Annotated in this window: 15 protein-coding genes and 1 pseudogene; 15 read left to right on the plus strand and 1 reads right to left on the minus strand. The window is 72.5% G+C overall.

The annotated features are described in order from the left end of the window. The first annotated feature begins 45 nt into the window (after positions 1 to 45). The 8 genes and pseudogenes from lepB to whiG all read left to right on the plus strand — a co-directional run bounded on the left by lepB (position 46) and on the right by whiG (position 7,205). Positions 46 to 780 carry a signal peptidase I gene (lepB, locus tag AC1DUQ_RS16520; RefSeq protein ID WP_477074162.1) on the plus strand — a complete coding sequence of 245 codons (735 nt, stop codon included), beginning with the start codon at positions 46 to 48 and terminating at the stop codon, positions 778 to 780. After that, the gene (locus tag AC1DUQ_RS16525) at positions 777 to 1,535 is read left to right on the plus strand and encodes a ribonuclease HII (protein ID WP_477062631.1); all 759 of its coding nucleotides are present in this window, start codon (positions 777 to 779) and stop codon (positions 1,533 to 1,535) included. Before lepB ends, AC1DUQ_RS16525 begins: the two co-directional genes overlap by 4 nt. A gap of 58 nt (positions 1,536 to 1,593) precedes the next feature. Continuing rightward, positions 1,594 to 1,917 (plus strand): DUF2469 domain-containing protein, encoded by a 324-nt coding sequence (locus AC1DUQ_RS16530; RefSeq protein WP_055922267.1) that lies wholly within the window; start codon positions 1,594 to 1,596, stop codon positions 1,915 to 1,917. Positions 1,918 to 2,090: 173 nt separating this feature from the next. Then, positions 2,091 to 2,447, plus strand: coding sequence for a YraN family protein (locus tag AC1DUQ_RS16535; RefSeq protein WP_477062630.1), 357 nt, complete (start codon positions 2,091 to 2,093; stop codon positions 2,445 to 2,447). Then, positions 2,448 to 3,931 (plus strand): annotated as a pseudogene (locus AC1DUQ_RS16540) (YifB family Mg chelatase-like AAA ATPase). Continuing rightward, the gene (dprA, locus tag AC1DUQ_RS16545) at positions 3,928 to 5,115 is read left to right on the plus strand and encodes a DNA-processing protein DprA (protein ID WP_477062628.1); all 1,188 of its coding nucleotides are present in this window, start codon (positions 3,928 to 3,930) and stop codon (positions 5,113 to 5,115) included. The pseudogene AC1DUQ_RS16540 and the gene dprA overlap by 4 nt, the downstream one beginning before the upstream one ends. Before the next feature lie 204 nt (positions 5,116 to 5,319). Next, entirely contained in the window at positions 5,320 to 6,246 is a 927-nt protein-coding gene (locus AC1DUQ_RS16550; protein ID WP_477062627.1) for a tyrosine recombinase XerC, read from the plus strand. A gap of 20 nt (positions 6,247 to 6,266) precedes the next feature. After that, the gene (gene whiG, locus AC1DUQ_RS16555; protein ID WP_477062626.1) at positions 6,267 to 7,205 is read left to right on the plus strand and encodes an RNA polymerase sigma factor WhiG; all 939 of its coding nucleotides are present in this window, start codon (positions 6,267 to 6,269) and stop codon (positions 7,203 to 7,205) included. 18 nt (positions 7,206 to 7,223) lie between these two features. On the opposite strand, the gene AC1DUQ_RS16560 is transcribed toward whiG, so the two are convergent. Continuing rightward, complete coding sequence (locus AC1DUQ_RS16560) at positions 7,224 to 7,766, minus strand: M23 family metallopeptidase (protein WP_477062625.1); 543 nt, start codon at positions 7,764 to 7,766, stop codon at positions 7,224 to 7,226. A gap of 412 nt (positions 7,767 to 8,178) precedes the next feature. Between AC1DUQ_RS16560 and rpsB the strand changes: the two genes are divergently transcribed. From rpsB to AC1DUQ_RS16595, 7 genes are all read left to right on the plus strand, one after another. After that, positions 8,179 to 9,210 (plus strand): 30S ribosomal protein S2, encoded by a 1,032-nt coding sequence (gene rpsB, locus AC1DUQ_RS16565; RefSeq protein WP_477074158.1) that lies wholly within the window; start codon positions 8,179 to 8,181, stop codon positions 9,208 to 9,210. Positions 9,211 to 9,280: 70 nt separating this feature from the next. Continuing rightward, a complete protein-coding gene (tsf, locus tag AC1DUQ_RS16570) occupies positions 9,281 to 10,069 on the plus strand; it encodes a translation elongation factor Ts (protein ID WP_477074159.1) in 789 nt (262 codons plus the stop codon). 84 nt (positions 10,070 to 10,153) lie between these two features. Next, positions 10,154 to 10,897: a UMP kinase gene (gene pyrH / locus AC1DUQ_RS16575; RefSeq protein ID WP_477062903.1), complete on the plus strand. Its 744-nt coding sequence runs from the start codon at positions 10,154 to 10,156 to the stop codon at positions 10,895 to 10,897. 39 nt (positions 10,898 to 10,936) lie between these two features. Then, positions 10,937 to 11,494, plus strand: coding sequence for a ribosome recycling factor (gene frr / locus AC1DUQ_RS16580; protein WP_056093138.1), 558 nt, complete (start codon positions 10,937 to 10,939; stop codon positions 11,492 to 11,494). Continuing rightward, positions 11,494 to 12,336 carry a phosphatidate cytidylyltransferase gene (locus tag AC1DUQ_RS16585; RefSeq protein ID WP_477074160.1) on the plus strand — a complete coding sequence of 281 codons (843 nt, stop codon included), beginning with the start codon at positions 11,494 to 11,496 and terminating at the stop codon, positions 12,334 to 12,336. Before frr ends, AC1DUQ_RS16585 begins: the two co-directional genes overlap by 1 nt. A 24-nt stretch (positions 12,337 to 12,360) precedes the next feature. Beyond that, entirely contained in the window at positions 12,361 to 13,488 is a 1,128-nt protein-coding gene (rlmN, locus tag AC1DUQ_RS16590) for a dual-specificity RNA methyltransferase RlmN (protein ID WP_477074161.1), read from the plus strand. Continuing rightward, positions 13,485 to 14,039 carry a DivIVA domain-containing protein gene (locus tag AC1DUQ_RS16595; RefSeq protein ID WP_477062905.1) on the plus strand — a complete coding sequence of 185 codons (555 nt, stop codon included), beginning with the start codon at positions 13,485 to 13,487 and terminating at the stop codon, positions 14,037 to 14,039. The genes rlmN and AC1DUQ_RS16595 overlap by 4 nt, the downstream gene beginning before the upstream one ends. Positions 14,040 to 14,066 lie beyond the last annotated feature (27 nt).

The following is a 14,066-nucleotide window of genomic DNA, read 5'->3' on the forward strand; positions in this document are numbered from 1 at the left end:
GGGGCCCACGCCGGGGGTCAGCCGGAGCGGCCCCGGCTCCCGGACGTGACCGCGCCCGAGCCGTCGACGCACGCCGGGCCCAGCCGCCGACACGCCGCCGCGAAGCGAGCGAGCGGCGCCGGATCGCTGCTGCGGGAGACGGTGATCATCCTCGTCAGCGCGATCGTCCTGTCGCTGCTGGTCAAGACGTTCCTGGTGCAGGCGTTCTTCATCCCGAGCCAGTCGATGCACGACACGCTCATSGAGCACGACCGCATCCTGGTCAGCAAGCTCACCCCGGGGCCGTTCGACCTGCGACGCGGCGACATCATCGTGTTCAAGGACCCCGGTGGCTGGCTTCCCGCCGACGTCGCCCCGGAGCCCGGCGCCTTGCAAGGGGCGGTGAACTCCGCCCTCACGTTCATCGGGCTCTACCCGGCCGATGCCAACGAGCACCTGGTCAAGCGCCTCATCGGCCTGCCGGGTGATCACGTCGCGGCCGAGCAGGGTGGGCCGGTCACGGTCAATGGGGTGGCGCTCGACGAGCCGTACCTCGCGGCCGGCGTGGCGCCCAGCGACATCGCGTTCGACGTCACCGTCCCCGCGAACAGCGTGTGGGTGATGGGGGACAACCGGTCGCACTCGTCCGACTCGCGGTACAACCAGGGCAAGCCCGGCGGTGGGTCGGTCCCCATCGACAACGTGGTCGGCATGGCCTTCGTGACCGTGTGGCCGATCGAGCGCATGGGGCTGCTGCGGAACCCGACCAGCACGTTCGCGGACGTGCCCGACCAGCCGTGACCCTCGTCACCGGGCGCCCCGCGCCATCTCGTACCGCCCCCTCGCGGACTGCCCCGCACCTGCGCCACGAACGGGTGCTGCTGCGCGACGGGGCGCGCCTGCTCGCGGGCATGGACGAGGTCGGTCGCGGCTCCCTCGCGGGACCGGTGAGCGTCGGCGTGGTCGTCGTCGACGCCGGCACGCGGTCCGCCCCGAAGGGCGTCGCCGATTCCAAGCTTCTCGCGCCCGCGGCGCGCACCCGCCTGCTGCCCGCGCTCAACCGGTGGGGGCTGGCGCGCGCGGTCGGCCACGCCAGCGCCGCGGAGATCGACGAGATCGGCATCATCGCCGCACTGCGGCTGGCCGGGACCAGGGCGCTCGCGACGATCACCCTGACGGTCGGCCCGGTGGACGTGGTCCTCCTCGACGGCTCCCACGACTGGTTGAGCCGGCCCGCGCAGCCGGATCTCTTCTCGCTCGACGACGAGCCGGAGGTGCCCGGCCCGCGCGTGCACATGCGGGTCAAGGCCGACCGCACGTGCGCGTCGGTCGCGGCCGCGAGCGTGCTGGCCAAGTGCGAGCGGGACGCGATGATGGTCGACCTGTCCGCGCAGCACCCCGCCTACCGCTGGGACGAGAACAAGGGGTACGCGTCGCCCGAGCACATGGCGGCGCTGCGCGAGCTGGGCCCGAGCGTGCTGCACCGCAGGTCGTGGCGGCTGCCCGTCGCAGGGGAGCCGCTCGTCGTCGACGAGTACGCCGACGAGGTGTTCTGAGCGCGCGGCTGCGTGGCGTCGCGCGGCCGCGGCCTCGGCCATGGGGGATGATGTCCCGGTGAGCGCGGAGGACCTGGAGAACTACGAGACCGACATGGAGCTCGCGCTGTACCGCGAGTACCGCGACGTCGTGGGGCTCTTCTCCTACGTCGTGGAGACCGAACGACGGTTCTACCTGGCCAACCAGGTCGACCTGCAGGTGCGGTCGGCCGCGGGGGAGGTCTACTTCGAGCTGACCCTCGCCGACGCCTGGGTGTGGGACGTCTATCGCTCCGCCCGGTTCGTGAAGTCGGTGCGCGTGGTGACGTTCAAGGACGTCAACGTGGAGGAGCTGGCCAAGGCCGAGCTCGACCTCGGGGGCAGCGCAGGCTTCGCCCGCTGATCCCCGGCGCGCCGATCCGCCCCACAGCCCCCGCCGGGCGCATCGTCGCCCACGGCGCCGCGGGCGCGCTGATCCGCCCACAGCCCCGCCCGACGCATCGTCCCCCACGGCACCGCCGCGAGGCCCTCTGCGCCGCCCCGCGCGCTGGCACTGTCCAGCCCGGAGGTGGTCCGGTGCGCGCGAAGGACGCAGTGGGGCGGTACGGGGAAGACGTCGCGGCGGCGCATGTCGTCGGCCGCGGGTGGGACGTGCTCGACCGGAACTGGCGGACGCGGGACGGCGAGCTCGACCTGGTGGCTCTCGACGGTGACGAGCTCGTGGTGATCGAGGTCAAGACGCGGCGGTCGATCGCCTTCGGGTACCCCGCGGAGGCGGTGACACCGCGCAAGCTGGCCCGGGTGCGTCGCCTCGGGGCGCAGTGGCTCGCGGCGCACGACGTGCACCCGCGGTCGGTGCGGGTCGACGTCATCGCCGTGCTGCTGCCCGCCCGCGGCGCGGCCGAGATCGACCACCTCGTCGGGGTGGTCTGAGTGGTGCTCGGCCGGACGCTGGGCGTGGCGCTCGTCGGGCTCACCGGGCACGTGGTCGAGGTCGAGGCGYACCTGGCACCCTCACTGCCGGCGTTCACGCTGGTCGGGCTGCCGGACGCGTCGCTGGCGGAGTCGCGTGATCGCGTGCGCGCCGCGGTCACGTCGTCGGGCCTGCCGTGGCCCAACCGGCGCATCACCGTGAACCTCTCGCCGGCTACCCTGCCCAAGTCCGGGTCGGGCTTCGACCTCGCGATCGCTGTGGCGACGCTGGCGGGCGCGGAGGCCATCGACCCGGCAGCGCCGCACGGCGTGGTCCACCTCGGGGAACTGGGTCTCGACGGCCGGCTCCGGCCGGTGCGCGGGGTGCTGCCCGCTGTCGCCGCCGCGGTCGCGGCCGGATGCCGTCGGGTCGTGGTCGCGGAGGCGAACGCCGCGGAGGCTCGGCTGGTGCCGGGCGCCGAGGTCGTCGGCGTCACGAGCCTCGCGCAGGTGGCCGCGCGCTACGGCGCCGACGTCGAGGTGACCGAGGTCGCCCCCGTGGCCACGGAGCCCGTCGCGCGGGCCTCGGGGATGTCCGAGCTGAACCTCGCCGACGTGGTCGGGCAGGACGAGGCGCGCAGCTGTCTCGAGGTCGCCGCCGCGGGCGGGCACCACCTGCTCATGGTGGGGCCGCCGGGCACGGGCAAGACCATGCTGGCCGCGCGCCTGCCGGGTCTGCTGCCCGACCTGTCGGAGGAGGACGCGGTCGAGGTCACCGCGGTGCACTCGGTCGCAGGCGCGTTCGACCCCGGTGGCGGTCTGCTGCGTCGCCCACCGTTCGAGGATCCGCACCACACCGCGACGCCCGCGAGCGTCGTGGGCGGTGGTGCGGGGATCCCCCGGCCGGGAGCGGCGTCGCGGGCGCACCGGGGCGTCCTGTTCCTCGACGAGGCGCCGGAGTTCTCCACGGCGGTCCTGCAGACGCTGCGGCAGCCGCTCGAGCACGGCGAGCTCGTGCTCCACCGAGCCGCGGGCACCGCCCGGTACCCGGCCCGCTTCCAGCTGGTCCTGGCCGCCAACCCGTGCCCGTGCGGGCAGGCGGTGGGGAAGGGTCTCGCGTGCACCTGCCGCAGCGAGCAGCGGCGCCGCTACYTCGGCAAGCTSTCSGGGCCGYTGCTGGACCGGGTGGACCTGCAGGTCGAGCTCAGCCCGGCCCGCGCCGGAGCGGGACCGGGCGGGCCGCGCAGGCCGAGCGGCTCGGCGGCACGCCCTGGCGCACCAACGGCGACGTCCCTGGCAGCTGGCTCCGGGTCCGGCTCGGACCGGACCGGGCGCTCGTCGCGGACCTGGACCGTGCGCTCGACCGCGGCACGTTGAGCCTGCGAGGCGTCGACCGGGTTCTGCGCGTCGCGTGGACGCTGGCGGACCTTGCTGGTCGGTCCGCGCCCGACCGTGCGGACGTGGGCCACGCCCTGCTGCTGCGCACGCGCGGGAACGGCGCATGAGCGGCGGCGAGGTGCTCGCCCGTGCCACCTGGAGCGCGCTGGTGGAGCCGGGCGACGTGGTCGCGGGGACTCTCGTCAGCCTCCTCGGCGCCCAGGACGCCCTCGGGTGGGTCCGGCGCGCTCTTGTCGGCGGTCCGGACTTCTCCTGCCTCGGGCGCGGCCTGCTCGCCAATGCCGACCGGAGGCGCATCGAGCGGGTGCTGGCCCGTTGGGCCGTCAGGCTGCCGGACTGTGACCCCGTGCGCGACCTTGAGCGCCTCACCCGGCTGGGTGGCACGCTCCTGGTGCCGGGCGATCCGCGGTGGCCGGCGGCGCTGGACGATCTCGGCGCGGAGGCACCCTTCTGCCTGTGGGTCCGCGGCACCGCGGACCTGGGGCGGTCCCTGGAGCGTTCGGCAGCGGTCGTCGGATCGCGAGCCGCCACCTCCTACGGCGAACGGGTGGCCTTCGACCTCGCGGACGGCCTGGCGGGGGAGGGAGTCTGGGTGGTCTCCGGGGGTGCCTACGGCATCGACGCGGCCGCTCACCGCGGCGCGGTCGCGCGGGACGGCCGCACGCTCGTCCTGCTCGCGGGCGGGGTCGATCGGGCCTACCCGGCCGGCAACGCCCGCCTGCTCGAGGCGGTCGTGGGGGCCGGGGGCGCGCTGGCCTCCGAGGTACCCCCGACCAGTCTGCCCACCAAGAGCCGGTTCCTGCAGCGCAACCGGTTGATCGCCGCGGCGGGCCGGGCGACGGTCGTGGTCGAGGCGGCGTGGCGGTCGGGGGCCATGAGCACCGCGCACCACGCCGCACGGCTGCTGCGCCCCGTGGGCGCGGTGCCGGGGCCGGTGACGTCGATGGCGTCGGCGGGGTGCCACCGGCTTCTGCGGGACGGCGTGGCGGTGTGCGTGACCGACGCGGCGGAGGTGCGCGAGCTGGCCGGACTCATCGGCACCGGTCAGGACTGCGATCCGGACGCCGCTGCCGACGCGCGCGCAGCTCGGCCGCACGACGCCCTCGACCCGGTGACCCGGCGGGTTCTCGACGCGCTCCCACGGCGGACGCCGGCCCAGCTCGACCGTGTGGCGAGCGTCGCGGGGGTGACGGTGGCGGAGGCGCGGGGCGCCGTCGGCCTGCTGGAGCTCGAGGGCTGGGCGGCGCGGAGGGGCGACGGGTGGATCACCGTGGCCCGCTCGACATCATGACGGCGGCGGTCTGTCCAGAAGGCGYGCCGAAAGCGCTGTCATGTCGACGAGGGTGAGCAGATCTGCGGGTGAAAAAAAGGCGCATCTGGACCATTGTTCATCAGGGAATCGGACATTCGGTCGGGATTCGCCCAGCATTAGCCCGTGCAGGTGAAAGTCGTCCTTGTTCCCCGCCGTGTTTCAGGTCACGGTACTCACATGGACATGGCCGAGATCACAGCAGGGGCGCCGGACCGCGCTCGCCTGCTGTCCGATTTCTCGGCCCACCTGGGTGCTCAGCGCGGATTGTCGGAGCACACCAACCGCGCTTACCTCGGCGATGTCGACCTCCTCCTGGGCTATGCATCTCGGCACGGGCGGACCACCCTCGACTCGATCGACCTCGGCGTCCTGCGGGGCTGGCTGGCCTCCATGGCGACCACCCGCCACAGCCGCGCGACGCTCGCCCGGCGGGGGGCCGCCGTCCGCACGTTCTTCGCCTGGGCCGCCCGCACCCACCGCGTCCCCGCAGACCCGGCGCTGCGCCTCGCGACCGCGCGGACCGCGTCGGCGCTGCCCACGGTGCTCCAGGTGGAGCCGGTGACCCAGCTGCTCGACCAGGCTCGGGAGCGTGCTCAGGACGGTGACGCGGTCGCACTGCGCGACTGGGCGCTCCTGGAGCTGCTGTACGCCACCGGTGTGCGCGTCGGTGAGCTGTGCGGCGCCGACCTGGCCGATGTCGACGTCCACGAGCGCACCCTGCGCGTGGTGGGCAAGGGCGACAAGGAGCGGGTCGTCCCGTTCGGTCTGCCCGCGCAGAAGGCCCTCGCTGCGTGGCTCGAGCGCGGTCGCCCGCTGCTCGCCGTCCCCGCCTCGCCGTCGGCCCTCTTCCTGGGCCTCCGCGGAGGACGCCTCGACCAGCGCCAGGCACGCTCGGTCGTCCACCAGGCCGCGTCGCTCGCGGGGGTCGACGACGTCGCGCCGCACGCGTTGCGGCACACCGCAGCCACCCACCTCCTCGAGGGCGGGTCAGACCTGCGCAGCGTCCAGGAGCTGCTCGGGCACGCGAGCCTCGCCACGACGCAGCGCTACACCCATGTATCCGCCGAACGACTCCGCTCGGCCTTCCAGCAAGCCCACCCCCGCGCATGACGTACACGATGGAGTCGACGATGACGACGCAGCTGGACGCCGCCTTCCCGGTGCACACCCGCCTGACGAGCACGGCACCCGAGGGCGTCATCCCGCAGCCCCGCCTCTCGGAGACCGACCAGCTCGAGACGTCGACCGTCCCGATCACCCGGGGAGTGCCCAGCCCGCGGACCCCGGTGGCGCCGAGCCGGTCCACCGAGGAGGTCGACGCGCTCTGGGAGAGCTACAAGTCGACGCAGTCCCGCACGGCACGTGAAGGGCTGATCCTGCACTTCGCGCCGCTGGTGTCGGCTGTCGCCGGCCGCGTCGGGATGCGCCTGCCGAGCACGGTCGAGCAGGCCGACCTGGTCTCCTACGGCATGTTCGGTCTCATCGACGCCATCGAGAAGTACCAGATCGACCGCTCGGTGAAGTTCGAGTCGTACGCGTCGTCCCGCATCCGGGGCGCGATCATCGACGAGCTGCGCGCCATGGACTGGGTGCCGCGCTCGGTCCGGACCAAGGCCCGCTCGGTCGACCGCGCCTACGCCGAGCTCGAGGCGAAGCTGCACCGGACGCCGACCGAGGACGAGGTGGCTCGGCACCTCGAGATGCCGGTCGAGGACCTGCGCGCGATCTACTCCCAGCTCTCCACGGTGAACGTCGCCGCGCTCGACGAGCTGCTCGGTGGCGGCGACGACCGCCCGGGCGGGGTCTCGCTCGGCGACACCCTCGGCGACGAGCGCACGGTCGACCCCGCCAGCTCGATCGAGGCGGCCGAGACGAAGTTCCTGCTCGCCCGCGCCATCGAGTGTCTGGGTGAGCGCGAGCGCATCGTCGTCGTCCTCTACTACTACGAGGGCATGACGCTCGCCGAGATCGGTCGCGTGCTCGGTGTCACCGAGTCCCGCATCTCGCAGATGCACACCGCCGCGATGGTCCGGCTCCGCACCCGCCTCCTGGAGGCCGAGCGGGTCTGACCCGCCCGACCGCACGGCTCATCGTTCGCCCAGGGGGAGCAGGACCACCGGTCCGGCGCCGGGCAGCAGGCTGAGCGGGTCGACGTACTCGGTCCCGACCCGCACGCCCCAGTGCAGGCAGACGCCGGGTGCACAGTGCGACCCTCCGGCCTCGAGCGACCCGAGACGATCGCCGGGCGTGACGAGATCGCCGACCCGGACGGACGGGGTCAGCGGTTCGACGCTCGAGCGACGACCGGCCGAGTCGGTCACGGTCACCACGCGCCGACCGCCGACGAGACCGCTGTACGTGACCACCCCGGCGACCGGGGACAGCACGTCGGCACCGAGAGGTGCCCGAAGGTCGACCCCGCGATGCCCGGCCGCCCACGGCTGCGGTGGTGCCTCGAACCCCCTGGCCACGTCCGGCGAGGTCCCCCAGGGCAGTCGATAGGTCCCGGCCGGCGGTGCGGCACCGGGTGGACCGGCCGAGCCGTCCTCCGCGACGGCGACGACCCCGAGAGCGGTCAGCAGCGTGATCGTGCCGAGAGTGACTCCGACGCGTGCGGGCAGTGAGGTCATGACCGAGATGCTCCGGGAGGTCGGGGCCCGCCGGGCGAGCAGGAGCACGTCCCGTAGTGTCYGACGTCGGACGGTGGGCTGTGGGCGGCTCGAGGTGTCGCGACGGCCGGTCTCGTCCTGACCTGGTCCGGGCATCCGCTAAACTTCTGGTGCGACCGGTCCGTACCGGTCGACTTCGCGCGTCATCCACCCGATCCAGGGCACCGCCGGCCACAGCGCCGACGAGGTCCGCAGGACGGGGTCGATCACCGCAGCGGTCCGTGCACGTGCCTCGCGCAGCGCCCGGAGCGGCTGACGACATGACGCCAGGGGCGCCGACCAGCTGGTCGGAGCCGACAACCGAGATGCGGGCCCCGGAATGGGTCCGCCTTGACGCGTGCGCACCCTGCGGTGCGCGCCGGAAGGACGTGCCATGGCCGTCGTGACCATGCGCCAGCTGCTCGAGAGCGGTGTCCACTTCGGACACCAGACCCGCCGCTGGAACCCCAAGATGAAGCGCTTCATCTTCACCGAGCGCAACGGCATCTACATCGTCGACCTGCAGCAGTCGCTGTCGTACATCGACAACGCCTACGACTTCGTCAGCCAGACCGTCGCGCACGGCGGGACGATCCTGTTCGTCGGCACGAAGAAGCAGGCGCAGGAGCCGGTCGCCGACCAGGCCGCCCGCGTCGGCATGCCCTACGTCAACCAGCGTTGGCTCGGCGGCATGCTCACCAACTTCASCACSGTGCACAAGCGTCTCCAGCGCCTCAAGGAGCTGGAGCAGATCGACTTCGACGACGTGGCGGGCTCGAACCTCACGAAGAAGGAACTCCTCGTCCTGCGCCGCGAGAAGGACAAGCTGGCCAAGACGCTCGGTGGCATCCGTGACATGGCCAAGGTTCCCTCGGCCGTGTGGATCGTCGACACGAACAAGGAGCACCTCGCGGTCAACGAGGCGCGCAAGCTCGGCATCCCGGTCGTCGCGATCCTCGACACCAACTGCGACCCCGACGTCGTCGACTACCCGATCCCGGGCAACGACGACGCGATCCGCGCCGTCCAGCTGCTGACCCGCGTCATCGCGGACGCCGCGGCCGACGGTCTGCTGAAGCGTCACTCGGGTCGCACCGCGGCCGCCGAGGGCACCGAGGCCGACGCCGAGCCCCTGGCCGAGTGGGAGCGCGAGCTGCTCGCCGGTGCCGAGGCCGACCTGGCCGGTGCCGCGGTCGCCGCCGACGCGACGGAGGCCGTCGCCGAGGCGACGACCGAGATCGCCGAGGAGGTCGTCTCCGAGGACGCCGTGGCCGAGCCCGTCGTCGACGAGGCCGTTGCCGAGCCGGTCGTCGAGGAGGCAGTGGCCGACGAGGTCGTCGCCGAGGCTGCCGCCGAGGAGACCCCCGCCGCCGAGACGCCCGCCGCCGAGACCGCCGACGCCGAGGGCGACGCCGAGTCCAAGTGACCCTGCCGGTGCCGGCGGCCCTCGACGGGTCGCAGACATCAAGGCGCTGCGCGAGAAGACCGGTGCCGGCATGATGGACGTCAAGAAGGCGCTCGAGGAGGCCGACGGCGACTCCGACAAGGCGCTCGAGATCATCCGGGTGAAGGGCCTCAAGGGCGTCGGCAAGCGTGAGGGCCGCGCGGCCTCCGACGGCCTGGTCGTCGCTCACGTCGGCCCGACGGCCGACGGCGAGGGTCAGACCGGCGTGCTCGTCGAGATCAACTCGGAGACGGACTTCGTCGCGAAGAGCCCGAACTTCGTGGCGCTCGCCGCCCGGGTGCTCGCGGCTGCCGTGGACTCCCCGGCCCGCGACGCGGACGCGCTGCTGGCCGCCGAGGTCGACGGCTCCAGCGTGCAGTCCATCGTCGACGAGACCGCCGCCACCCTCGGTGAGCGCGTGGTCGTGCGTCGCCTGGCCCGCGTGGCCGGCGAGCACGTCGAGGTCTACCTCCACAAGGTCAGCAAGGACCTGCCCCCGCAGGTCGGCGTGCTCGTCGCGACCGACGCGGCCGGCGCCGGCGTGGCCCGGGACATCGCGACGCACATCGCGGCGTTCTCGCCCACCTACCTCTCGCGCGAGGAGGTCTCGGCCGACGTCGTCGCGAACGAGCGCCACATCGCCGAGGAGACGGCCCGCAACGAGGGCAAGCCCGAGGCTGCGCTGCCGAAGATCATCGAGGGCCGCCTGAACGGCTTCTTCAAGGAGAACGTCCTGCTCGAGCAGGCGTTCGCCAAGGACAACAAGAAGACGGTCGGCCAGGTCCTCACCGAGGCCGGCGGCACGCTGACGGGCTTCGTCCGTTACCGCGTGGGAGCCTGACCCTCAGGGAATCGACGGTGGCCCCGGCCCTACGGGGTCGGGGCCACCGGCGCAACCAGCCCGACCAACTCTCGTGGAGGCACCGTGACCCAGGACCCCGAGTCGACACGCGGGGTCGTGCCTGACCGGCGCGTCCTGCTCAAGCTCTCCGGCGAGACGTTCGGTGGCGGTGACGTGGGCCTCGCGGCCGACGTCGTCCAGCGCGTCGCCGCGGAGATCGCCGTCGCGGTCCGGGAAGGTGTGCAGGTCGCCATCGTCGTCGGTGGTGGCAACTTCTTCCGCGGTGCCGAGCTCTCGCAGCGCGGGCTGGACCGTGCGCGTGCCGACTACATGGGCATGCTCGGCACGGTGATGAACTGCCTGGCCCTGCAGGACTTCCTCGAGCAGGCCGGCGTGAGCACGCGCGTGCAGACCGCGATCACGATGGGTCAGGTGGCCGAGCCGTACATCCCGCTGCGCGCCATCCGGCACCTGGAGAAGGGCCGCGTCGTCATCTTCGGCGCCGGCGCCGGGCTGCCGTACTTCTCGACGGACACGGTGAGCGTCCAGCGCGCGCTCGAGACGCACTGCCACGAGGTCCTCATGGGCAAGAACGGCGTCGACGGCGTGTACTCGGCAGACCCGCGGACCAACCCGGACGCGGTGAAGCTCGACCACCTGACGTACACCGACGCGCTGGTCAACGACCTGGGCGTGATGGACGGCTCGGCGCTCAGCCTGTGCCGCGACAACGACGTGCGCATGCGCGTGTTCGGCCTGGAGGAGGCCGGCAACGTCACGCGCGCGCTCCGGGGTGAGAAGATCGGCACGCTGATCACCGCCAGTTGATCGGCCACCCGCACCACACGACATCACGAAGGAGCTCCGGTGATCGACGAGACCCTCTTCGAGGCTGAAGAGAAGATGGACAAGGCCGTCGAGGTCGCCAAGGAGGACTTCTCGACGATCCGCACCGGTCGGGCGAACGCGGCGATGTTCTCCAAGGTGTTCGTCGACTACTACGGCAGCCCGACCCCTCTGCAGCAGCTCGCGTCGTTCAACGTCACCGAGGCGCGCACCATCCTCGTCTCGCCGTTCGACAAGTCGTCGACCGCCGCGATCGAGAAGGCGCTGCGCGACTCGGACCTGGGCGTCAACCCGACGAACGACGGCAACGTCATCCGCATCGTGCTGCCCGCCCTGACGCAGGAGCGCCGCAAGGACTTCGTGAAGCTCGCCAAGTCGAAGGCCGAGGACGCGCGCGTCTCGGTGCGCAACGTGCGCCGCCGCGCCAAGGAGGAGCTGGACCGGATCGTCAAGGACGGCGAGGCCGGCGAGGACGAGGTCGGTCGTGCGGAGAAGGAGCTCGAGTCCCTGACGAAGAAGCACGTGGATCTCATCGACCACCTGCTCGCGTCCAAGGAGAACGAGCTCCTCGAGGTCTGATGAGCCAGACTGCCATCGCCGCCACCCGGACCCCCCGCCCCGGTCGTGACCTCCCGGTCGCGATCGTCGTCGGCGTCGCCATGCTCGTGGCGGTGGTCGCGTCGCTGTTCATCCGCAAGGAGGCCTTCGCGGTCGTCGCCGTCGTGTGCGTGTGCGCCGGTCTCTGGGAGCTCGCGCAGGCGTTCACCCGCCGGAACATCCACCTCCCGCTGCTCCCGCTGCTGGTCGGTGCCATCGGCATCCTCGTCTCGGCGTTCACCGCCGGACCGGAGGCGCTGTTCGTCGCGTTCATGCTGACGGTCGGCGGCGTCGTCGTCTGGCGCGTGCTCGACGGGAGCGGCCAGCCCGCGCTGCGCGACGCCACGGCCGGCGCGTTCGCCGCCGCGTACCTGCCGTTCCTCGGCGGCTTCGTCATGCTCCTGCTCGCCGAGCCCGACGGCGCATCCCGCGTGATGCTCTTCATCCTGCTCTGCGTGGCCAGCGACACGGGCGGCTACACCGTCGGCGTGCTGCTCGGCCGGCACCCGCTCGCCCCGTCGGTGAGCCCGAAGAAGACGTGGGAAGGCCTTGCCGGCTCCGTCATCCTCGCGTGTGTCGTGGGTGTGGTCGGCGTCCAGGTGGCGTTCGGCGGCGAGCCGCTGGTCGGGGTGTTCCTCGGCCTGGCCACCGTCGTGACCGCGACGCTCGGCGACCTCGCCGAGTCGATGCTCAAGCGCGACCTCGAGCTCAAGGACATGGGCCGGCTGGYGCCTGGCCACGGCGGGCTCCTGGACCGGCTCGACTCGCTCCTGCTCACCGCCCCCGCCGTGTACGTGGTCCTCACGGTCCTCCAGCCCGCCTGATCTCACTGAAGGGGGGTACCAGCAATGACCGGTACACCCGTGCGCCTCGACCTGTCCTCGCCCAGCCGGGGACCTCGTGGCAAGCCGCCCAAGCACTTCGTCGACCTCACGCCCGAGCAGCGGATCGATGCCGTCACCGAGCTCGGGGAGAAGCCGTTCCGCGCCAAGCAGCTGGCGACGCACTACTTCACCCACCTGACCAACGACCCCGCGCAGATGACCGACCTGCCGAAGGCCACGCGCGACAAGCTCGTCGAGGGGCTGTTCCCGCAGCTGCTCACCGCCCACCGCACCCAGACCGCGGACAAGGGCACCACCGTCAAGACGCTGTGGCACCTGTTCGACGGTGCCAAGGTCGAGTCGGTCCTCATGCGGTACGCCAACCGCACCACCCTGTGCGTGTCGAGCCAGGCCGGCTGCGGCCTCGCGTGCTCGTTCTGCGCCACCGGCCAGCTGGGCCTGACGCGGAACCTGTCGACGGCGGAGATCGTCGAGCAGGTGCGCGCCGCGGCGCGGTCGCTGGCCGACGGCGAGGTCCCGGGCGGTCCGACGCGGCTGTCCAACGTGGTGTTCATGGGCATGGGCGAGCCGCTGGCCAACTACAAGTCGGTCATGGAGACGGTCCGGCGTCTCGTGGCTCCGGCGCCCGACGGGCTGGGCATGTCCGCGCGTAACGTCACCGTGTCGACCGTGGGCATGGTGCCGGCGATGGACCGGCTGGCCAAGGAGGGGATCCCCGTCACGCTCGCGCTGTCACTGCACGCACCGGACGACGAGCTGCGCAGCGAGCTGGTGCCCGTGAACACGCGGTGGAGCGTCGACGAGGCGATCGACTCCGCGCACCGCTACTTCGAGGTCACCGGCCGTCGTGTCTCCATCGAGTACGCGCTGATCCGGGACATCAACGACCACGCCTGGCGCGCGGACCTGCTCGGCGAGAAGCTCAACGCCCGCGGTCGCGGCTGGGTGCACTGCAACCCCATCCCGCTGAACCCGACGCCGGGCTCGAAGTGGACGGCGAGCGATCCCCGGGTGGAGCAGGAGTTCGTGGCACGCTTGCGTGCGCACGGGATCCCGACCACCATCCGGGACACCCGCGGCAGTGAGATCGACGGCGCCTGCGGGCAGCYCGCAGCGGAGGAGGACGAGTGAGCGACGGGATGTTCCGGACCGTCTCGGGCGTGAGGCAGGGATACGACCCGGACGAGGTCGACGACTTCTTCGCGCACGCCCGGGCGGTCTATGAGACGGGCCCGGCTGCCGCGCTGGCCAGCAAGGACGTGCGTGGCGTGGCGTTCGACATGGTGCGGGGCGGGTACGTCACGGCCGCGGTCGATGCGGCGCTCGACCGGCTCGAGGCCGCGTTCGTCGCCCGGTCCCGCGCGGAGTACATCGCCACCCAGGGCCAGCAGGCGTGGATGAACCGCCTGAGCGAGCAGGCCCGCACCCTGTACGGCCGGCTGGGGCGCCCCGACGGCGACCGGTTCGCCGCGCCTGACGGCCGGCAGCAGGGCTACGAGCCCGCCGACGTGGACGAGCTGTGCCAGCGCCTGGTCGCGTACTTCGACAAGGGCACGCCGCTGTCGGCCGCCGAGGTGCGGTCCGCGACCTTCCGACGCCGCAAGGGCCGCAACGCGTACGCCGAGGGACCGGTCGACGCCTTCCTGGCGCGCGCGGTCGAGGTGCTGCTCGGCGTCGAGTGACCGGACGACGATCGGACGGCCGCGCTC

The sequence above is a fragment of the Cellulomonas sp. P4_B5_2 genome (assembly GCF_056402235.1).